Here is a 21,274-nt window from a genome sequence, read left to right as displayed (position 1 = left end):
CTTTACATGACTTTCAGCCAATTTGCCGATGCTTGAGCCCTCAAACCTGCACAGGGCGAGGCCCGACGTTTGCTTTCGCGCCCAAGTGCTGTAGAAAATACCCGCCAGGCGTGAACGTCTTCGATGCTCACCATCCTGATGCGCAGGCTGTGCCGCCTCGATCGCATCGCTCTAATGGAAAATAGAATGATCCCAAGACAAGTGATTAACGCCACCGTAAGCCCTAAGGGCAGCCTTGAAACCCTGTCCCAGCGTGAAGTCCAGCAGCTCAGCGCTGCCGGTTCAGGCAGCACCTACACCCTCTTCCGCCAGTGCGCCCTGGCCATTCTCAACACCGGCGCCCATGTCGATAACGCCAAGACCATCCTTGAGGCCTACGAGAATTTCGAGGTCCGCATTCATCAGCAGGACCGTGGTGTGCGCCTGGAACTGCTCAACGCTCCGGCCGACGCCTTCGTGGATGGCGAGATGATCGCCAGCACCCGCGAAATGCTGTTCAGTGCCCTGCGTGACATCGTTTACACCGAAAGCGAACTGGACAGCCAGCGCATCGACCTGAGCAATTCCCAAGGCATCACCGATTACGTGTTCCACTTGCTGCGCAATGCCCGCACGCTGCGCGCCGGTGTCGAACCGAAGATGGTGGTGTGCTGGGGCGGTCACTCGATCAACACCGAGGAATACAAGTACACCAAGAAGGTCGGCCATGAGCTGGGCCTGCGTAGCCTGGACATCTGCACCGGGTGTGGACCGGGCGTCATGAAAGGCCCGATGAAAGGCGCGACCATTGCCCATGCCAAGCAGCGCATCGTCGGCGGCCGCTATCTGGGTCTGACCGAGCCGGGCATCATCGCCGCCGAGGCGCCCAACCCGATCGTCAACGAGCTGGTGATTTTGCCGGACATCGAGAAGCGTCTGGAAGCCTTCGTTCGGGTTGGCCACGGCATCATCATTTTCCCGGGCGGCGCAGGCACGGCTGAAGAATTCCTGTACCTGCTGGGCATCCTGATGCACCCGGACAACAAGGACGTGCCGTTCCCAGTGGTCCTGACCGGTCCGAAAAACACTGAACCGTATCTGCAACAGTTGCACGCGTTCGTCGGCGCCACCCTGGGCGAAGAGGCCCAGCGCCACTACCAGATCATTATCGACAACCCGGCCGAAGTTGCGCGTCAGATGAACAAGGGGCTGAAGGAAGTGAAGCAGTTCCGCCGCGAGCGCAACGACGCGTTCCACTTCAACTGGCTGCTGAAGATCGAAGAAAGCTTCCAGCACCCGTTCGATCCGACCCACGAGAACATGGCCAAACTTCAGCTCAACCACGACATCCCGTCCCATGAGCTGGCGGCCAACCTGCGTCGGGCGTTTTCCGGCATCGTGGCGGGTAACGTCAAAGACAAAGGCATCCGTCTGATCGAAGAACACGGCCCGTATCAGATCCACGGCGATCCATTGATCATGCAGCCGCTGGACAAGCTGCTGCAGGCCTTCGTCGATCAGCACCGCATGAAGCTGCCGGGTGGCGCAGCCTATGTGCCGTGCTACCAGGTTGTCACCTGATCGCACAGCTGCAGAAAAACGGGGCGCCTGGAGCGCCCCGTTTTTATTTCTGCTGGCGGAACTGGCTTGGCGACTGTCCGGTGGCGCGTTTGAAGAAGCGCGAAAAATAGGCAGGCTCGGAAAATCCCAGGCTGTCGGACACCTGGTTCACCGTCATGGTCGTGTAGACCAGATTGCGCTTGGCCTCCAGCAATAACCGCTGATTGATGATCTGCAACGCGGACTGATTGCACAGTCGGCGACACAACGCATTCAGGTGCGCCGCGCTGATTCCCATGCGCTGCGCATGCTGCTCGATGGACCAGTGCTCGCGAAAACCGCTTTCCAGCTGATGCATGAATACCTGCAAATGCTCGCGACCGCGGTCCTGCACCAGACTCTCGTCGCCCCGCTGCTCGCTGCCACACCGGCTAAGCCAGACCATCAGCACGTTGATCAACGACTGCAGCATCAGGTCGCGCCCCGGCTTGCGCTGTCGGTATTCGCGGGCAATAGCGCTGAACAGCGTGTCCACGTAAGCGCTGTCCTCACCCAGCGCATGGCAACGCGCCGTGCCGATGGCCGGGATGTCCAGCGCCGCTTCCAGCTGTTCCACCAGCGGTCGCGCCAGGCTGAGAATGTGCCCCTGTATGTCCTCGGCGAACTTGAAGGTGTGCACGCTCAGCGCCGGGACCACTTGCAGCGACGGCGTATCGACCTCTTGCACCACGTCTTCGACTTTAAGGACCGCTCGGCCCGACTGCACATACAACAGCTGCACCAGATCACCATGACGATGGGGCTTGATCTCCCATTCATGCACCTTGCTGCGCTCGGGAATCGACTCGCAGTGAATCAGGTCAGGCGTCGGCCAGGCGCTGGTCTCGCCATAAAGCGTGAAGACAGGAATGGAGGCAGGTGCTGTTCTGGGCATCGATCAATCCTCGCCGGACCCTCGAAAAGTCCAGGTAATGCGCTGAATATTGCCTTCTTATCCTTAATGCATCCATTAAAAATGCAGGAGACAAAAACAAACGCATCTCGCGAGCGCTTGCTGGCAGGGATCACAAAACAGGGCCACTCCCATGAAAACCCAAGTCGCCATCATCGGCTCAGGCCCCTCCGGGCTGTTGCTGGGCCAGTTACTGCAACGCGCCGGCATCGACAACGTCATCGTTGAGCGCAAGGATCCCGATTACATCCTTTCCCGCATCCGTGCCGGTGTGCTTGAGCAAGGCATGACCGATCTGCTGCGCGAAGCCGGCGTCAGCGAGCGCATGGACGCTGAAGGTTTGATCCATGACGGTTTCGAACTGGCCTTCGATGGACGCTGCGAGCGCATCGACCTGAAGACACTTGCCAATGGCCGAACGGTCATGGTCTACGGCCAGACAGAAGTCACCCGCGACCTGATGACGGCACGCGCAGCCTGCGGAGCATTGACGGTCTATGAGGCCGAAGACGTCCAGCCCCACGACCTCAAAACCGACAGCCCCTACCTGACATTCGTGAAAAATGGCGAAAGCGTACGGCTCGATTGCGACTACATTGCCGGATGCGATGGCTTTCATGGTGTGTCCCGTCAGGCGATCCCGGCCGAGGCACTGAAGGTTTTCGAGCGCGTCTACCCGTTCGGCTGGCTCGGCGTGCTGGCCGACACACCGCCGGTCAACGAAGAGCTGGTCTACGCCAACCACCCACGCGGCTTTGCCCTGTGCAGCATGCGCTCAGCCATTCGTACGCGTTATTACGTGCAGGTCAGTTCGGATGAAAAAGTGGAGGACTGGTCGGACGAGCGCTTCTGGGATGAGCTCAAGTCGCGCCTGCCCGCGCATCTGGCAGAACGCCTGGTCACAGGGCCGTCCATCGAGAAAAGCATCGCGCCGCTGCGCAGCTTTGTGGTTGAGCCCATGCAGTATGGCCGCTTGTTCCTGCTGGGCGACGCAGCCCACATCGTCCCGCCTACCGGCGCCAAAGGCCTGAATCTTGCCGCCAGTGACGTGAGCACGCTGTACCGCATTCTGGTGAAGGTTTACCGGGAAGGCCGCACCGACCTGCTGGAAAAGTATTCACAGATTTGCCTGCGGCGCATCTGGAAAGCGGAACGCTTTTCCTGGTGGATGACCTCGGTCCTGCATAACTTCCCCGACACCGACGCCTTCAGCCAGCGCATTCAGCAGACCGAACTGGACTACTACGTCGGCTCCGAGGCAGGGCGCAGGACCATTGCCGAGAACTACGTAGGGCTGCCTTACGAGGCTATCGAGTAAAGGCTTTACGGGCCTAGGCTCGTGGACGAGCCTTTCGGGACGCTGGGCGTCCCGTTGGGGCCGGGCACGCGATCATTCAGTGTTCGCCGGATGACGCAGGGCGTCCTGAGAGGCAATTGCCTTTTAAGTCCCCATCACGTTATCGCCTTGAAAGGTGAAACCGATCGACTTCCATCCGTCGGAGAGATCCCGTTTCCCGTCTGAGCTGATTCACTTCTCTGCATCGATCCGATGTCACCCCATCATCTTCGCGGGAGAACCCATGCCATGAAACACCTGCGCAAAAGCCTCGGCGTTTCGCTGCTATGAGCAGCTACAGCCGCCTTCGCCCACCACGGCTGGAGCGAGTACGACGCTACGACGCCGCTTGAGCTGAGCGGCACCATTTAGCAAACCGGATACGCCAACCCCCACGGTTTCATCCATCTCACGACTGCAGACAAGACTGTCGAGCTGCGATGATGGCCGCCGCCAATGGCCGTTCGTGGCTGGTCTGGCTGGAGGACTCATCGCTCGGTCAGGCCATGCGCGGCGAGGTGGGGCTGTATCCGATTATCAAAATGGTGCACATCATCGGCTTTACCCTATTGGTAGGCTCGGTGATTCTGTTCGACCTGCGCGTGCCGGGCTGGTCGAAAGACATCCCTATAACGGCACTGGCGCGCCACCTGCTGACATGGGCGCTGGCCGCCCTGCTGCTGATCGTGCCCGCCGGGCTGATGATGTTTGCCACCCACCCCAATGACTTCATGAGCAACGGTGTCTTTATCCTCAAGCTGTGCCTGATCGCAGCGGCGGGTGCCAACACGGCACTGTTTCACGTCGGCGTCTATCGCTCGGTGGCGCACTGGAACATTCGGCGGGCCGCACCGTGCATCGCCAAATGCCAAGCGGTGCTCTCGATAGGCGCGTGGATCAGCGTGGTGATGGGCGGGCGGCTGTTAGCGTACACGTGAAAGGGCCGTGAGCACCCATTAGCGCTTTGTCACGATGCGCAGGCCTTTGCACACGCAGAGAAGACGAACGCAGCACAACGCCTTGCCAGCCAGCACGAGGGCAGCCTTTTCCGTCATTTGCGCAAGCGTGCAATCACTTGCGCAGTTTTTGAGAAAAAACAGCTCGAAAAGCGCCGCGCCACGTTATAAATATCTCTATCTATTTGTTTTAATTGAATAAAAACCATCAGGCACGCATTTTGATAGAGGCATCCCGGTTCGATGGGCGCGGTTGCCTGTCCTTCAAAAGGGATTCGGGATGCCTGCACCACCCAACCAGACACGTTTCACGCTCAGCCTCGATGGCATCGATCATGGTTTTCAGGTACTCGCCTTTAAGGGCCACGAAGCCATCAGCCAGCCATTTGGCTTCACCCTGGAACTGGTCAGCGAGTCGTCCGATGTCGATCTCGAGGGGCTGCTCAATCGTCCTGCCTTTCTGCAGTTCGCACCCGACCACGGCGGCATCCACGGGCTGATCGATCGTATCGCCCAAAGCGACTCCGGCCATCGATTGACCCATTATTCACTGACCTTGCGCCCACACCTGGCTCGTCTTGAGCACCGTATCAACCAGCGAATCTTTCAACACCGCACGGTGCCGCAGATCATCGCCCAGGTTCTGGAGGAGCATGGCCTGCTCGCCACCACCTATCGCTTCCAGCTCGCCAGCGTCTATCCCGAGCGCGAGTACTGCGTGCAGTACCACGAATCGGACCTGCACTTCATCCAGCGACTGTGCGAAGAAGAAGGCCTGCACTATCACTTCGAACACAGTTCGAGCGCCCATCATCTGGTGTTCGGCGAAGCCTCGTCGGTATTCCAGACCCTGGCGCCCGTGCATTATCGGCAGGACAGCGCGCTGGTCGCCGACACACCTGTCATCAAGCGCTTCAACCTGCGCCTGGAAACCCGAACGAGCCGTACCGCACGTCGCGACTACCATTTCGAAAAGCCGCTGCTGGTCATGGAGGGTACGGCGCAGGATCAGGTTCGACCGGACCTTGAAGATTACGATTACCCCGCACGCTTCACCCATCGCGACCGAGGCGCACATCTCGCTGGCCGTGCGCTGGAGCGTCATCGTCATGACTACCGGCTGGCTGAAGGTCAAAGCGATCAGCCGCTGCTGGTCAGCGGGCATTTCATGCCGTTGAGCAAGCACCCGAACGATGCATGGAACACGCCCTGGCTGCTGATCGACATACGCCATGAGGGCCGCCAGCCACAGGTACTGGAAGAAGCCCTGCACATCGATGCACCGGACGCCGACGGGTTTCGTCAGGGCTATCGCAATACCTTCAGGGCCATCCCCAAAACCGCACCCTACCGGCCGCCCCTGCGCCATCCCAAACCGTGCATCGCCGGCAGCCAGACCGCCGTCGTGACCGGGCCTGCGGGCGAAGAGATTTATTGCGACCGGCATGGCCGGGTCAAGGTCCAGTTCCACTGGGACAGGGAAGGCAGGATCAGCGACCGGAGCAGTTGCTGGCTGCGTGTGTCGTCGAGCTGGGCCGGAGATCGCTATGGCGGCATGGTCATTCCACGAGTCGGCATGGAAGTGCTGGTGACTTTTCTGGAAGGCGACCCCGACCGCCCCTTGATCAGCGGTTGCCTTTACCACGCGGAACACACCCCGCCCTATCCACTGCCCGCCCACCGGACCCGTAGCGTGTTCAAGACCTTGAGCAGCCCCGGCGGCAAAGGCTACAACGAACTGCGCATCGAGGACCGGGCCGGTCAGGAACAGGTCTTCATCCATGCCCAGCGTGACTGGGATCAGAACATCCAGCATGACCAGAAAATCCGCGTCGGCCACGAACGTCACGACCGGGTAGAGGCCAACAGCTACAGCGAATTCAAGGCCGAGGAGCACCGCGTAGTCGACGGCAGCCGACTGACAGAAGTGCGGACCGATGACCATCTGACCGTTAGCGGAAAGCAACATATCAAGGTCGGCGAGGCACTGCTGGTCGAGTCTGGACAGGAAATCCATTTCAAAGCTGGCGATAAATGCGTGATAGAGGCCGGATTGGAAATCTCGCTCAAGGTCGGCGGCAGTTTCATCAAGATCGATGCTGGAGGGGTGACGGTCTGTGGACCGTTGGTGAAGCTCAACTCGGGCGGCCAACCTGCCGCTGGCAGCGGCGCGATGCCGAACCTACCCGGTGCTGTCAGACCTGCGGCGACAGAACCGCCGGGCGAGCTATTGAAACAGCGTCTGGTGGAGCCGGTGCCGGTCGTCGAACTGTGTCAAAAACCTGAAGGTGGAACGCCGCTAGACTGCCCACTGCCCGACTGCGGCTGCCGCCAGGCTTGGCGAGCAGGAGCGGGATCATGACGGCTTCCTTCCTGCTGGAACGCACCGACACCGTGCTGGAAAAGCTGTATCAATTGCTGCCTGACCCCAGCCCCAGTGTGTTGTTTGACACGACCGAATTGGAACCCTATCGCGAGAAAAGCCCGCTATGGCTGGCGGCATCGGCGTCTGGCAGCCTCTTGCAGGCCGTCCACAATACGCCTGAAGACTGGCCAGGGCTGATCATCGAAAGCCCAGCCCCGCCCCCCATTCTGCTCGCGCATCTCAGGCATCTGCTGATCGTTCGGTTTGACGACGCACGCAGAGGCGTTTTGCGTTACTGGAGCCCGCTGACGGCCAGCTATTTTTTCACAGCCCATGCGGCCGAGGACAACGCACCGTGGCTAGGCCCTATTACCAGACTGTCGTGGTACGGCGGCACCTGGACAGATCTGGCACATAACACTCAACGCTGGAACAGCCTGGACAATCCCCACGCGTCCCAATGGACACCTGCTATTCAGCTGGCCACGTCAAGACTGAGCGACACCCAGGAAGACGCCTTTCGCCGCCAGGAGCGCGAGCGCTTTGCCTACGACTGGTGGAAACGGCAGACCGGCTGCGCGTTTATCGACGCACTCACTTATCTGGACGAAGGCATGGCCCACGGCTTCGCCACAGACCCGGCACTCATGAGCCGCTACCTCTCGCTTCGTACGCAACACCCCGCACAGGAAGCACCGCCACGTCAGCACACCGGCACTGGAGAAGAACGTTTGAACACCTTGCAACACCTGCTGCAGCACTCGCCACACGCCAAGGAGTGTGCCCCATGACCATCGGCAGCCTGAGTGCCGGGCCTTCCTGCGAAACGGGCAAACTGATCGTTCAGATCATCGGCAAGGATCATGAGGCCAGTCAGAAACTGGTGCTGACCAGCATGGACCGCACGCGCACCTACCGCTCACGTCCGCAGACGCTGGACAACGAACACTGCAGTTGTGTGCTGGAGGTCTGGGACCACGTTGCCGGTACACACCTAGAGCTGGAAATTGCCACGACCGAGGGTGAGCCGATTCGCCTGACGCTGCTCGATGACACAAAGGTCACGCCACGGCAGGCCGACGCACAATTCAACCAAGTCGTTGCGGTGCTGCCGTTCACGGCCTTGCCCGGTTCGAGTAGCCCATACGACCTGGGCACGCCGGTGCTGGCCCGCGCAGGTTATGTATACGTGTTCTATCGGCAAAAACTCTGGCGAGAGCTGGAGGTGAGGGTCAGCGAAACCGGTACGACCTACCATGACATTGATGTGGACCGGTATCGTCAGCAGAACGGTTTTAAAACCGGCGAACGGATCGCCGTCGGCGCAGCGCTCGAAGACATCTGGCTGCCTGCGACCTGGAACAATCACCGTGCGCTGGACGTTCAGTTGTGCTTTTCCGAGATACCACTGAGCGCCCCCCGGCTGCAACGTTTGGAGCTGGATGCCGGATTAAGGGCACAGCGTTGCACCCGCCCCAACCTCAGTTACTCCAAAGAGCGCTTTAGCCATCTATACAAGGGTAAACCGGACGGCGAAACGATGCTCAAGGCATTTTCAAGCTTCAATACGCCGGACAATGTTCGGCAACTCACCCTGGCCCCGATCAAGGCAACACGCTTGAATCTGGAACTGTCGGTATTCCCCGTCAGCCTCGTCGCGCCGCAACGTGCACGCCAGCCCGGTTACGAACGCCTGCTCGATCACCCAGCCCTGTATCTCTGTGATTTATCGGGCCAGTTTCCGATCAAGGCACTCGAACAGGCAAACACCTTTCTTGCTGAAGCTGACAAAGGCAACGCAGTGAAGGACACACACTGTCTGGAGTTGGCGGCGCTTGCCGATGCCATGCGGGCCAGCTTGCCTGCTGAAGAAGAATCCACCGACAGTCTGGTGCTCTGGGCAGCTCAGCCAGCGGTTACTGACGTACTGAGCAAGGCTCGCCAGCGTCAGGTGTGCGGCGTGTTGCTCGATGATTCAAGCCACCGGATTCGCCACTTGCGCCAATGCCTGGATACGCATCAGCAACTGTTTGGCATCTGCGCCCAATACGCCATCCGCCAGCCTCACCACGCCAGTGCGTTGCTGGTGCATCAATTGATTGTCCCGCCGACGATAGGTGGCTCGAAAAACCCGCTGAATGAGGTCATCACGTCCCTCTCCGACACAGGCCGACAGACGATCAACCGATGCACTGCCACCGTCCAGCGGACGCGGGTGTGGCGCGAGATGATCGGCGCTCAGAGCTTGTTGGCCGAAAGCCTCCAGCGCGGCGTAACGCTCCAGACTGTCGCCGATCACTTAAGCCTGGATGGCTTCGAGTACGTAGCGGCACTGTATGACCTGAGCCGGACACTGGCGACGCTTGCACTCTCACCCTCAAACCTGGACCCGCTTGCGCCCAGTGGCAGCATTGTGGATGCGATCACACAAATCGGCGTTGGGGAGCCCAAGGTCAGTCAGGGCCAGGCACTGCTTTCGCAGATCAACCATGACAACAACCATCCACTGCACATCATGCTCTGGCCCGAAAGCGATCTGGAAACGGTCTGCAAACCTTACGAACCCCCAATTGAAAAAGACAGAAACCTCGGGGATGGCCATTTTCGCGCCACGGAACTGGCACGTTTCGAACACGTTCAGGCCCCCAATCCCGTCACCCAGGTCACGCTGGACGCGACACTGCTGGCCAGCCTGTTGGCGGGCGACAGCCTGCAGAACTTCTTTCTCATCAACAACGGCAAAGCCACAACTGCCGCGCTCGTCGGCATCTTCGAAAACTTGCAGGGCGCAGTGGATGCCGCCGAGAACGCCGTTGGCAAGGCCGAACAGATGCTTATGTCCAGCAAAACCAACACGGCCAGCGCCGGCATTAAAAGCCAGTCGGCCACCGATCAACTGAACAACGTCCGCGAACACCCCATTTCAAATGCACGCCGAATCGACATTAACCGCCAGGGCCGAGGCGTTCAGCAACTGCGCAGCATGATGCCCGAACATTTCGGTGCCGCATTCCTGCTCCAACGCAATCGGGTCACGCCACACCATTACGTGTTCGGCCTGGAAGACCTGCCGGCCCGAAGCGCCATGCCCAGCGCGCGCTACGGCGAATACCTGGACCCGGACGGCAATCCCTTCCACGACATCGACCCACCCATCACCACACGCGGACCGTTCACGTCCGGCGACCATCATGTGCTGGTCATCCCTCGTAGGCACCACACTGCACAACTGGTCGGCGACATCAACCGCAAACTGAAAGCGGCTCAGGAGGCAGGACATTCATTACGAGCGTCGGAACAGGCTTACGTCAGAGCGAGAAGCGGGCTAACTCAGGCCATTGAAAACCTGGAGGCGACGAAGAGCGGTGCCGTTTACAGGCTTCTGGGCTCGACACGGTTCTGTGTAGCGGTGTTGATGTTGGAAGTTTGGAATGTGAGTTCGGAATTTGGTGCGTTTGGGCAGACGATTCGTGAGAAAGACAAAAGCAGGGCATTCGCAGGCTTCGCAGCTGCGGCGACAGACTTAGCCATTGCCGCGGAAGCATTGACCATTAAATTAATGGGCATCCAGCCAGACGCGACCCTAACCAGAAAAACACTATTGCAAATTCCCGAAGCACTCGCGAAAAAAATGCTAGGGCCTTCCCTTGGATCAGTACTAACCAAACAGTTATCACTAAGAGTCGGCGCGCAGATTTTCTCAGCAGCTCTGCTGACCGGCATAAATCTTTATGACGCCTACCACGCTTGGCAATGGAACGATCCAGCCATGTATGGCTATTTAATAATGACTGCGGGAGGTTTGGCAGCGTTTATGAGTTCGCTTTTTGCTGGCATGACAACCGTGTTCGGCCTCACTCCATTGGGTTGGATCGCGTTGCTATTGCTAGGGGCTGGCATCACCCAAGTACTCATGCAAACCTCATCGCCAATGGAAACCTGGTTAAAAAATGGTCCTTTTGGCGAAAGTCACTCAGGAAGTGAGCATTTACAAGATCCGCTGGAATCCTTTTATCGACTGATCAGCATGCTCGCAGGCATAAGCATTACCATCGAAAAAAATCCAGTTTATGAGCCGGAAGCCAAATTCAACTTTCGAGCCGAAATACCCCAGCCGATACGAAGCGCGAATACCATCGTCAGGATTGAAAGCCGCTTACCGGGCCTTGTCGGAAGTTTTGACAGTCTGAACATCAATGCCGAGTGCAGGCTACGTTGTACCAACGGTCGTTTTGACAATCAAGGTATGCATTGGAAAGAACATGAATTAGGTGAGCGATCAGAACGCCCAAAAGGACAACGCCTCTCTCATGGAAAACTAGAACTATTTTTCTTTACTCCGAAAAACATCCAGGCTACTGCATGGACCAACACCACACGCCACTTCACTTGGGCTGTGCGGGCACAGTTCGTACTGATTCGAGGAGAAGACAAGCGTTACCTGCCTGCGCCTGCGATGAAAGATCCTACAGTTTTCGACCAAAGCCGAACAAAGCCTGACTTTGAAAAAACCAATCAACCCTTCTGGGCTGACGAGGTTAGTCATGGAAGTACGGCCAATGACTAAACCAGAAAAAAATGCTTACTATCAAGCTAAAGCCTATAGGCCTGATAACATTCCGACTCAAAATCCGAGCACTAGAAAAAAAAATTTTGCTTCAGCCGTAGCGCGTCTGCCGTGGGGTCACACTCAGCAAGTAATGCCCACAGGACTCATGAAAGAATCCAGCCCCAAACGCATGAGATTCTGGGAACAAACAAAGGCAGAAAAAAAAGAACAACTGGCTAACGGAACTTACACTTCGCCCCTATATGAAGGAACAGACGTTCATATTAGATATGACCATGAACGCTTTAGGTTCGCGCTTCTGCCATTTATATCGCAACTATGGATATACATGTTGCAGCTAGGGAAAATCGGATGCATTCTATTTTCACCCATGCTCGTGATCGCACACTTCGCTTTCATATCGGAATCACGCGAGTCATGGCAAGAGGTTACGATCGAGCTACTCCAGGAAGTTTATCCGATTTTCCTCGGCATACCCCTACTCTGCTGGGGACTAGGCCACACCGTCGTGAACTATTTCCCCGGCATCTGGTTCCGCCCTCCCAAAGGCCCGCTCTGGGAACTGAACCGCAGAACCGGTCTGGTGACGATCTACGACTACAAGCGCCACCGCAAAGACGGTGTGATCAACGAATTTGTCGCACCCTTCTACGAATTCGACGCCTACATGATCACGACCCGTGATCGTCACGGCTCTTACTACGGATTGCTACTGCGTCATCGTTATGAAGACAGGCAGATCAATTTCCATTCGCTGCTCGCACCCGACGATTTTAAACATCGGCCCTGCGCCCTTTGGGATTTTCTGCAGAACTATATGGATGTCAGCCGCCCTATTCCGGACATTCCACTTTTGGAACCCCACCGTCACCTGGACCCAGTCACCGCAAAGTACGACAAGGAAAACGGCCGCAACCCGCGCTACTGGATCGACATGGACGACGACACGTTCAAGCAGCGGGTCGATGCAATGTGGCAGCGCGCTTACGCCATCGACACGTTTACACGGCCAAACCTGATGGAGCGTTACGTGAGTTATAACGACTGAGGGGGACTCGTAAGACAGCAGCAGTCGGAAGTGAACACCCCATCACTCCCGACTTGCTCCATTCACTCCGCCCGAGGCACGGTAAACCGGAATTCACTGCCTTTGCCCACTTCACTCTCCGCCGCCAGCACTCCGCCGTGGGCTTTGATGATGCCCTGCGAAATGTAAAGCCCCAGTCCGGTGCCCCTCGGGTTACCTTCCTTGACGGTCCAGTAGCGTTCGAAGATGTGCGGCAACTGGTCCGGCGGGATGCCTTCGCCCGAGTCTCGTACGGTGAACACGATTTCGGCGCCGTTGGACATCGCCGCAATTCCGATCTTGCCGAGTTTGGGCGTGAACTTGATGGCGTTACCAATCAGGTTAGACAGCACTTGGAACAGCCGCTCAGGGTCTGCCTTGACCTTGAGTTCCGGCTCGGCGTTGAAAGAGATGTCGATAGACTTGTCCATCGCCAGCGGCGCGAGCAACGAATAGGCTTCTTCGAAAATCTGACTGACTTCAAGTGACTGAGGGGTGATGGTGTAGCGACCCGCTTCGATTTTCGAGGTGTCGAGCAAGTCCTCCAGCAACACATTCATGCGGCTGGCGGCCTGCTGCATAGTGTCGATGGCCGAAGAGATGCGCCGCGAGGTGTGTGGCCCGTCGGAGCTGAACGACTTCTGCATCATGCCGCATAGCATCGAGATCACAGTCATGGGGTTGCGCAGATCATGGGACACCACCGCGACCAGTTCATCACGGGCGCGCACGGCCTGCTGTTCGCGGCTGACCTGCCGGGCGAGGTCGTCTTCCAAAGCAGAACGACGCAGGTCGTTGGCGGCGAACAGATCGCCGTGGCTCCATTTGGCAGCGATGCCGGTCATTTCAACTTTCCAGATCTCGAACGAGGTACGAGGCCTGAGGTGCATACCCAGGTCCGAGCTTTCCAGGTTCAGTGGCTTGGCCGGATCGCCGCTCCACTGAATGCTCTCTTTCACCTCAGGGCGAAACCAGATCACGCCGTTGTCCACGGGCTTGGGCAGACTCATCGCCAGAACGCCGCTGGCGATGGCCTGATAGGCCTCGGCTGGCGGATAAACGCTGGACAGTTGATGGCTGGAGAACACGGGCTCGTTGCCGGACATCATCCACTTGTGCAGCGCGCGGATATCCGCAGGCTCGGGGCAGACCCCGTAGCATTGCAACTGCCGATCCTCAATGATTGCCACACCGGTCGCGCCCACCAGGTCCATCAACAGTTGTGGCTGCTGAGAAAGGCCGTCGAACACGTTGTCTTCCGCAGCAATCATCGACTGATGTAAGCGCCCAAGGGTCACCAGCTTGGCCTCGCGCTGGCGGCTCACCTCAAGCGCTTCCATCGCACTGATCTGCAAGGACAGTACCTGACCGAGTGCCTGGCAGGCGCTGCGCAGCTCATGGGACACATACAGCGGCGTGCGGTGCCCGCAACTGATAAGCCCCCACAGCTTGTCGCCCTGAATCAGCGAAACGCTCATCGACGACAGCACACCCATGTTTTTCATGTACTGGCAGTGAATCGGCGAAACGCTGCGCAGGGTCGAAAAACTCAAGTCCACTTGCTGATGGGTGTCTGGCCGCAGTTGCGGCACCAACGGCACGGGGGTGTAGTCGGCATCGGGGATGATGCGCAGCCAATTGCGCCGGTACAGTTCACGCGCCTGCTCGGGGATGTCCGAGGCCGGAAAGAACAAGCCGTTGAACAACTCCATAGACGGGGAAGACGCCTCGGCGATGACCTGACCATGCCCTTCCTCTTCGAAGCGATAGATCAGAACGCGGTCATACCCGGTCATCTTCTGAACTTCACGAACGCTGATCTCGTAAAGCGTCTGCAAATCTCTGGCAGCGTGCAACTGGCGCAACATGCGGCCCAGATTGCCCGTGCGTTCAAGATAGCTGACTGCCTGGGCGTCTTTGTCCTGGATTTCGAGTTCGAGAATCAGTGCGCCCTGGCTGCGGTGCATCATGGCTTCGAATTCGATGCCATTCACATGGATGAGCAAGCGTGGCGCATCGGTGAACGATTCGTGCGCGCTGGCGCTTCTGATCACGTCGGTCCAGCCGGCACCTAACGTCTGCTCGAGCGACTGGCCAATAACCTGCTGCGGCCCGAGACCAAGCACGGTATAGACGTTGGCACTCACCTGAAGAACGGTCAGTTCCGGTTCTGTCAGCGTGAACAACAAACCGTGGGGTTGAATGGCACCCGGAAATTGAATGGGTTCGTCAGCACAATTGGCCAAGAGCGCTTCAAACGCATCCTTGTCGAGTTGGCTCATAGCAGTACCTCTTGACCCTCGAGCCAGCGCTCGAAACATGCAAATGTGGAGTGAGCCGCCTGCGCTGCGGCTTCGATAAAGGCAATGTCGTTCGGCACATTGTCCAGACAATTCAGAAACAACTTCCAGCGTGCCCCGGTATCGACACCATAGACGTCAAAAAACGCAGCGCCGCTGTGCTCATCCAGACCGAGCCGCTTTTGAAGCTCGCGTCGCAACACTTGCCCGCCCAGCGTGGCCCCTTCAAGCACGTAGAGCACCCCAAGGCAGGTGGCCGCAGAATCGACCACTGGCAAATCGGTACAGAGCGCGAGGCGCTCGATACCCTGCTCAGACATGCCCATAGCTCGCAGGTCGCTAACTAGCACGGGAGTTTTGACACGCTCGTGCGGTACGAGTTCTGACGGGAGCGACCCGCTGGAAAACAACGCGGCTTCAAGCGGAACATAAAACCCGTAATACGCTTGCAGCAAACGAAGGTAAAGAGCGGCATCCAGCGTGGAAGAGAAAAACGGCATGCGTTTTTCAAGTTGAACGTGAAGCTGTCGTGTTGCAGCGCGAAGTGCATCGAGCAACTTCGGCGAGGTAGCGCAGGAAAACTTTGCCGGCATCCAGTGAGGCTCTCGAGGGTTCGATAGGGCAGAAAACGCATCCGAGCGAAAAATGACGGTCAAAATACAGACTGAATGCAAAAGCTGACAGTTTTTTTATCAATAAGCGATGAAATACAAAAGTGTATGAAATCGAACAGTCAGCGAACAAAAACTGACCGTTGTATTACCCGTCACACTTTATGGAACTGCAACGTTTCTGAGTGCCCGGCACGGAGAGAAAATCGACTCAGGCGTCTCTGCCCTGGTACTCGATCGTCAAATGCGAAACCTCATGTACGTGACCGAGTCTCTCACGAATCAGGTCCGCAGGCACTTTAATATCAGCCAGCACACTGACAATCGCTGCATGAGCTTGCGGCCCGACCCGCCAGACGTGCAGATCAATGATGGTCACGTCCCCGAGGGTGCGCACGATGTCGCGAATCTCGGCGGCCACCCGTTCGTCGGTCACGTCCAGCAAGACACGGGAGCTGTCCTTGATCAGGCCATAGGCCCACCTGGCGATGACGCACGCACCGACGATGCCCATCAGCGGATCCAGCCAGACCCAGCCCAGGTAGCGCCCGGCGAGCAACGCTGCGATAGCGAGCACTGACGTCAGGGCGTCGGCCATCACGTGCAGGTAGGCCGAACGGAAATTATTGTCGCCGTGATGGTGGTCATGAGAATGCCTGTCATCATGGTGACCATGCGCGTGCCCGTGCCCGCCAGACAGCAAAACGGCACTCAGCACATTGACCGCCAGCCCGATGACCGCAATGACGGTGGCCTCGCCAAACGCAACGGTGGTCGGTTGAAACAGCCGGATCAGAGACTCGACGCCGATGCCCAGCGACACCATCGCCAGAATGAGCGCCGACGCAAAACCTGCAAGATCGCCTACCTTGCCCGTGCCAAAACTGAACCGGCGGTTGTGCGCGTTGCGTCGCGCGAACGCGTAAGCCCCCGCCGCAATCCCCAACGCCCCGGCATGAGTCGCCATGTGCAGACCGTCGGCCAGCAGCGCCATAGAGCCGGTGATGTAGCCCGCCACGATCTCGACCAGCATCATCACGAAAGTCAGGGCCACGACCCACAGCGTGCGCCGGGCATTGCGGTCATGGGCCGCACCGAGAAAGACATGGTGATGGGGTTGAGCGGCCGCGTGGCCGTGATGGGCGCTGCTCATCGCAAGGCTCCTTGCTCGACACGGGTCATTTGGAATAACGACGAATGGCTTCAAGCAATTCTTCCAGGCCTTGCGCCCGGTTTTCATCGCTCAAATCGGGGTGGGCTACATGCTCGCGGGCATGGGCCTCGATGATCTGGTCCAGCAGACCGTTGATAGCGCCTCGAGTAGCCGCCACCAGATGCAGCGTTTTGGCACAGTCGGCATCGCCCTCCAGAGTGCGTTCGATCGCCTGTACCTGCCCGGCAATGCGCCGGACACGTTTGAGCAGATCCGCTTTGTCGTCGATCACGTGCGCCATACCCTACCCCCCCTACCTATGTACGGCGCATAGTAGGCGTATTGAACACGTGAGGCAAACGCCAGCCGGCAAGCGACTGGCTGGCACCCTCAGGATCAACGCACGTTCTGGTACAGCATCATCCGCGCTGTCTCATGTAACCCACGGGTCAGGCCGCGCAGACGCTCGAACTCTTCAGGGTTCTGCGCGGCGACGTTATCCAGGGGCGTGGGCGATGCCAGATCGTGCAACGTGGGAGAACTGCCGTCGTGTGCCATTTGCAGCAGGTAATGCTGGGTCACACCGCCGATCAACGGGAATGTCCCCTCGCGCAGTACCAACGGCACCACCCGCTCGCCTTCAGGCGCAGGCTGTTGAATGTCCCGCCCCATCGCGCCGTTACTGAACGGCATTCCGGCCATGCCCGCCAGGGTCGGCAGCAGGTCGGCAAGGCCCACCGCTTCGTTGATCACCCGAGTGCCGAGAAGACCTGGCGCGTGGATGAGCATGGGAACGTTGTTGCTCTCCAGCCCCAATTGTTCGAAGGCCGGGGCCATGTGCGGAATCTGGCTGATGCGCGTGTTGTGATCGCCGAACAGCACGAAAATGGTGTTTTCGTAGTAGCCGCCTTCTTTGGCCAGCTCCATCAAACGACCAATGTTGAAGTCCAGCAGACGCACGGCGTTGTACTGCTCAACGCTGCGTGAACCGGCGGCCTGGACCTGCTCCAGCGTCTTGTCGCTGACCTTGAAGCCATCGTTGTCTTTGGGGATGGTAAACGGACGGTGATTGCCCGCCGTCTGCACATAGGCGAAGAACGGCTTGTCAGCGGGCAAGGCGCGCAGAATGCGGTCGCTTTCCTTGAACAGGTCCAGATCGGAAATGCCCCAGACGTCCACTTGAGGTGATTTCCAGTCACGCTCGTCATACAGACGCACCTGGTCGATGCTGCGCCGGATCAGCGCGTTGATGTTGGCCCAGCCGGAGTTGCCGCCAATCATGTACAGCTTCTCGTAACCTTTGAAGTCGTTGATGATCGTGTGTTGCCGCGTGAGCAACGGATGGCGCGTGGCGGTTTCCTGACGGGTTACATCAGGCACGCCGGTGATGCTCGCCCATACCGTTTTTGCCGTGCCGGTGACCGGTACGTAGAAATGTTTGAAGAACCAGCTCTGGGTCGCCAAATGATCCAGATTGGGCGTCGGATTGAGCGGGTTGCCATACGCGCCGACGGCACTGGTGCCAAGCGACTCCAGCATCACGAACATCACATTCGGTGGCCGATCCCCCGGCAGGCGATACGGTTGAACCTTCTGCTGGCGGGTAAAGTTGGGGACACTCACGTCAGGCTTTTCTACGCCCAGGTAGCGAGCGACCACCTCATAATGCTCGCGCACCTGCTTTTCGTCGTAGCGCGATTGCGCGACCTTGAGCGTGTCATAGAGGAACAGCACCGGGTTGAGCCCCAACGCCGCGACCTGGCTATTGCCCGAGAAAAATGCGTCGCTCCAGCGCAGCGGCACCGGGTTTTCCAGGTTGAGATTCTCGACGCGGCCCAACAACCCGAGGAATGTCGCGCACACCATCACGGCTGAAACGGCAGCGATCGACCAGCGCTTCATGGGTTTTGAAGGACGTGCCAGCGTCACCCGCTCAAGCCTGATCAGCGCCCAGCCCGTCAGCGCAACGGCCAACAGCCAGCCGAGCGTGATCCATAGCACCGGGTAGGTCTGCCAGAGCATGTCGCGGGAGATCTGCGCGTCTTCCAGATAACGCAGCACACTGGCGTTCAACCTCACGCCGAGATAAGCGTAGTGACCGAAATCGACGATATAGACCATCGTCAGCAGCGCCAGCGCCAGCACCAGATAAATCCGCACCACCCAGCGCATCGAAGGCAGGCGAATCACGTTCACGCGTGGCAGCCAGAGCAGCACCGCCACCGGCAACATCAACAGCAGTGCCAGACGCAGGTCGAAACGCAACCCGATGCCCAGCGTCTGCAACACCTCGCCGCTCGTGAACAGCGTGCCGGGTTCCGCGCCGGAAAAACCGTAGAAGAACACCATCCGCAATACGGCCAGCAGAAGAAACACCAGCCCGATCGCGCCCAGCCAGTAGCTCAGGCGTCGTGATTGCAACACACTCATTCTTATCCCTCTAGACAGCACTGGCAGACACGCCTGTCGAGCGATTGCGCCCCACGGCCCTGCGATAGACATAACGAACGGTCAGACACACCAGCGCCACGCAGCAGTACAGCGCCAGCAGCGGGTCGATCAGGTAGTCCCAATAGTTTTCCGACGGCTTGATGCGAAAGGTGAACGCCAGCGTCGCAACGCTCAACATCACCACGCCCAGCACGTTGCGCAGGCAGACCAGCACCAGCGCCATCCCCGCCACGATGATGATCATCGTCCTGGGGTTATACCCCCAGCGGTACGGGTCGAAATAGGTCAGCCCCAGCGTGGCCGGGTACAGCACCAGCGCCATGACGGCAAACACCGAGAGCATCACCCAACGATGCGAAGCGGCCATCGGCTTGATGACGCACAGACGCTGCAACGTAAGCCACGCCAGCACCACCAGGCTGCTGACGGCCAGATCGTCGGTCAGGCTGCGGGCATAGGCTGCCATCGTCAGGTCATTCACCGACACCACGCTGAGCAGCGAGGTCGCCGTCAACAGACCGCACCGCCACCACAGCGAAGACGTCAACGGTGCCAGCAGGATAAACAGCGTCCAGGCGAACGCGAGATGGGCCAGTCCAAGGGCGATCATAAGAGGTGCTCCGCCAGCCAGGCCTCATTGAAGCTGACATGTTTGATGAAGGTGTTATTCCACGAATAGACCAAGTGATACAGGCCATCGGGGCTGCGGATGAAGTACGGGTATTCGTATTCGAAATCGCAGCCTTGCGGCGAACAGACGCGCTGGTCGAGGTTACTCAGAAATTCGGCTTCCAGCGGTTGACGACGTGCGCCGCTGGAGCTTCTGAAGCCTTCACCGATGACTTCCTTATAGGCGGCCAGCGAGAACGGTGTGCCCAACGGATCGGGAGACTTGTCCAGATCCATCACCGGACGCCAGATGTCCATCTGCTCGTCGGTGCCATACAGACTGAGCTTGAAGCGCCCTTCGCGCAGGTCGTTCAAAGCCACCAGCAAGCCCTTGCCCGGTACACCGACGGCGGCGAGCGACGAGTTGGGGTTGCTGGGCGACAACGGGTGTGGCTCGCTCCAGGTCTGTCCACCGTCTTCAGTGCGGCTGGCCAGCACGCGGTGATGGGTTTCACCGGCATAGCGCAGCAACGCCACGGCGCGCTGCCCGTCCAGCGGCACGACCGTGGGTTGCAACGAGTTATTGCCCCGGCTGATGCGAAACTTGTCGATGACGTCGCCGTCCGAGCTCAGGTACAGGTACTCGGCAAACTTGCCCAGAAACTCGTGATACACCGGCAGACCGATCGAGCCGTCGGCATGGAACACCGGCGCGGCGCGCACCAGCGTACTGATGTTGAGAAAAGGTGAGGTCACCAGTTGGCGCGGCACTGACCAACTGGCGCCCATGTCGCTGGACACCATCGCGTTGACCGTACTGCCCGCCCAGCCGCCCACCGAAACCGACACGTAGAACAGCCACAAACGGTTGTCGGGGGCCAGCGCGATCACCGGGTTGCCCAGCTTGCGGATGTACTTGCCGGTCCCGGACTGGGTCGATTCGCGGGTCGCCAGCACTTGCTCACCGCCCCACTCCTGGGTAGCGGCGTCAAAGCGCGAGGCGCGGATTTCGACATCGCCCGCGCCTTCACGCGACCCTGCGAACCACACCGACATCAGATCGCCGCCAGGCAATGCCGTGACCGCCGAGGAATGCACGAAATCATCCAGATCGGACGAGGCGAAACGCGAGCTGAAGGAAGCCGTGGGCGCAACGCTTTCGGTGTTCAGCGTCGGGAGGCTTACCGCAAAGCCAGCCATCCGGTGCAGCGGATGGCTGAGCCACGCGCTGATAAAGATCGACACAACGATCAGGCCTGCGCTCCATGCGACCAGGTTTCGGGAAATTACACGCATGAAGGGGCATCACTGTGGTGAAGGTAAGGAAGTAGCCGTTCGGATGGGTGTTCGGGTTCAGCGCTGGCTG

14 protein-coding genes and 1 pseudogene are annotated in these 21,274 nt (G+C 58.8%); 7 read left to right on the top strand and 8 right to left on the bottom strand.

Annotated features, from left to right (window positions below; genetic code table 11):
- Positions 1-186 precede the first annotated feature (186 nt).
- The gene (gene ppnN / locus ALP40_RS15465; RefSeq protein WP_122209106.1) at positions 187-1,560 is read left to right on the top strand and encodes a nucleotide 5'-monophosphate nucleosidase PpnN; all 1,374 of its coding nucleotides are present in this window, start codon (positions 187-189) and stop codon (positions 1,558-1,560) included.
- A gap of 43 nt (positions 1,561-1,603) precedes the next feature.
- Here ppnN and ALP40_RS15460 read toward each other — a convergent pair whose 3' ends face one another.
- Positions 1,604-2,473: a helix-turn-helix domain-containing protein gene (locus ALP40_RS15460; RefSeq protein ID WP_122209105.1), complete on the bottom strand. Its 870-nt coding sequence runs from the start codon at positions 2,471-2,473 to the stop codon at positions 1,604-1,606.
- 151 nt (positions 2,474-2,624) lie between these two features.
- On the opposite strand from ALP40_RS15460, the gene pobA reads away from it, so the two are divergent.
- The 6 genes and pseudogenes from pobA to ALP40_RS25580 all read left to right on the top strand — a co-directional run bounded on the left by pobA (position 2,625) and on the right by ALP40_RS25580 (position 12,766).
- Entirely contained in the window at positions 2,625-3,809 is a 1,185-nt protein-coding gene (gene pobA / locus ALP40_RS15455; RefSeq protein ID WP_122209104.1) for a 4-hydroxybenzoate 3-monooxygenase, read from the top strand.
- A 461-nt stretch (positions 3,810-4,270) separates the two neighbouring features.
- A complete protein-coding gene (locus tag ALP40_RS15450) occupies positions 4,271-4,765 on the top strand; it encodes a DUF6644 family protein (protein ID WP_122209297.1) in 495 nt (164 codons plus the stop codon).
- 298 nt (positions 4,766-5,063) lie between these two features.
- Positions 5,064-7,145 (top strand): type VI secretion system tip protein TssI/VgrG, encoded by a 2,082-nt coding sequence (tssI, locus tag ALP40_RS15445; protein WP_122209103.1) that lies wholly within the window; start codon positions 5,064-5,066, stop codon positions 7,143-7,145.
- A pseudogene (locus tag ALP40_RS15440) lies at positions 7,142-7,687 on the top strand (DUF4123 domain-containing protein); the annotation flags it as partial. The gene tssI and the pseudogene ALP40_RS15440, both read left to right, overlap by 4 nt.
- 248 nt (positions 7,688-7,935) lie before the next feature.
- Entirely contained in the window at positions 7,936-11,715 is a 3,780-nt protein-coding gene (locus ALP40_RS15435) for a hypothetical protein (RefSeq protein WP_122209101.1), read from the top strand.
- 148 nt (positions 11,716-11,863) lie between these two features.
- Positions 11,864-12,766, top strand: a complete 903-nt coding sequence (locus ALP40_RS25580; protein ID WP_122209100.1) for a hypothetical protein — start codon at positions 11,864-11,866, stop codon at positions 12,764-12,766.
- 62 nt (positions 12,767-12,828) lie between these two features.
- Here the strand turns inward: ALP40_RS25580 and ALP40_RS15425 are convergent, their stop codons facing one another.
- The 7 genes from ALP40_RS15425 to ALP40_RS15395 all read right to left on the bottom strand — a co-directional run bounded on the left by ALP40_RS15425 (position 12,829) and on the right by ALP40_RS15395 (position 21,204).
- Positions 12,829-15,066, bottom strand: a complete 2,238-nt coding sequence (locus tag ALP40_RS15425; protein ID WP_122209099.1) for an ATP-binding protein — start codon at positions 15,064-15,066, stop codon at positions 12,829-12,831.
- A complete protein-coding gene (locus ALP40_RS15420; protein WP_122209098.1) occupies positions 15,063-15,677 on the bottom strand; it encodes a biliverdin-producing heme oxygenase in 615 nt (204 codons plus the stop codon). The genes ALP40_RS15425 and ALP40_RS15420 overlap by 4 nt, the downstream gene beginning before the upstream one ends.
- A gap of 229 nt (positions 15,678-15,906) precedes the next feature.
- Positions 15,907-16,848 (bottom strand): CDF family Co(II)/Ni(II) efflux transporter DmeF, encoded by a 942-nt coding sequence (gene dmeF / locus ALP40_RS15415; RefSeq protein ID WP_122209097.1) that lies wholly within the window; start codon positions 16,846-16,848, stop codon positions 15,907-15,909.
- 25 nt (positions 16,849-16,873) lie between these two features.
- Positions 16,874-17,149, bottom strand: a complete 276-nt coding sequence (locus tag ALP40_RS15410) for a metal/formaldehyde-sensitive transcriptional repressor (protein ID WP_122209096.1) — start codon at positions 17,147-17,149, stop codon at positions 16,874-16,876.
- 95 nt (positions 17,150-17,244) lie between these two features.
- Positions 17,245-19,278, bottom strand: a complete 2,034-nt coding sequence (locus tag ALP40_RS15405; protein ID WP_122209095.1) for an LTA synthase family protein — start codon at positions 19,276-19,278, stop codon at positions 17,245-17,247.
- Between the two features lie 10 nt (positions 19,279-19,288).
- Positions 19,289-19,909: a hypothetical protein gene (locus ALP40_RS15400; RefSeq protein ID WP_122209094.1), complete on the bottom strand. Its 621-nt coding sequence runs from the start codon at positions 19,907-19,909 to the stop codon at positions 19,289-19,291.
- The gene (locus tag ALP40_RS15395; protein ID WP_122209093.1) at positions 19,906-21,204 is read right to left on the bottom strand and encodes an exo-alpha-sialidase; all 1,299 of its coding nucleotides are present in this window, start codon (positions 21,202-21,204) and stop codon (positions 19,906-19,908) included. Before ALP40_RS15395 ends, ALP40_RS15400 begins: the two co-directional genes overlap by 4 nt.
- Positions 21,205-21,274 lie beyond the last annotated feature (70 nt).

This window comes from Pseudomonas viridiflava, assembly GCF_003702045.1.
GTDB lineage: Bacteria > Pseudomonadota > Gammaproteobacteria > Pseudomonadales > Pseudomonadaceae > Aquipseudomonas > Aquipseudomonas viridiflava_C.
Note: the sequence above shows the minus strand (reverse complement) of the source record. Positions and strands in the feature narration are given on the sequence as shown.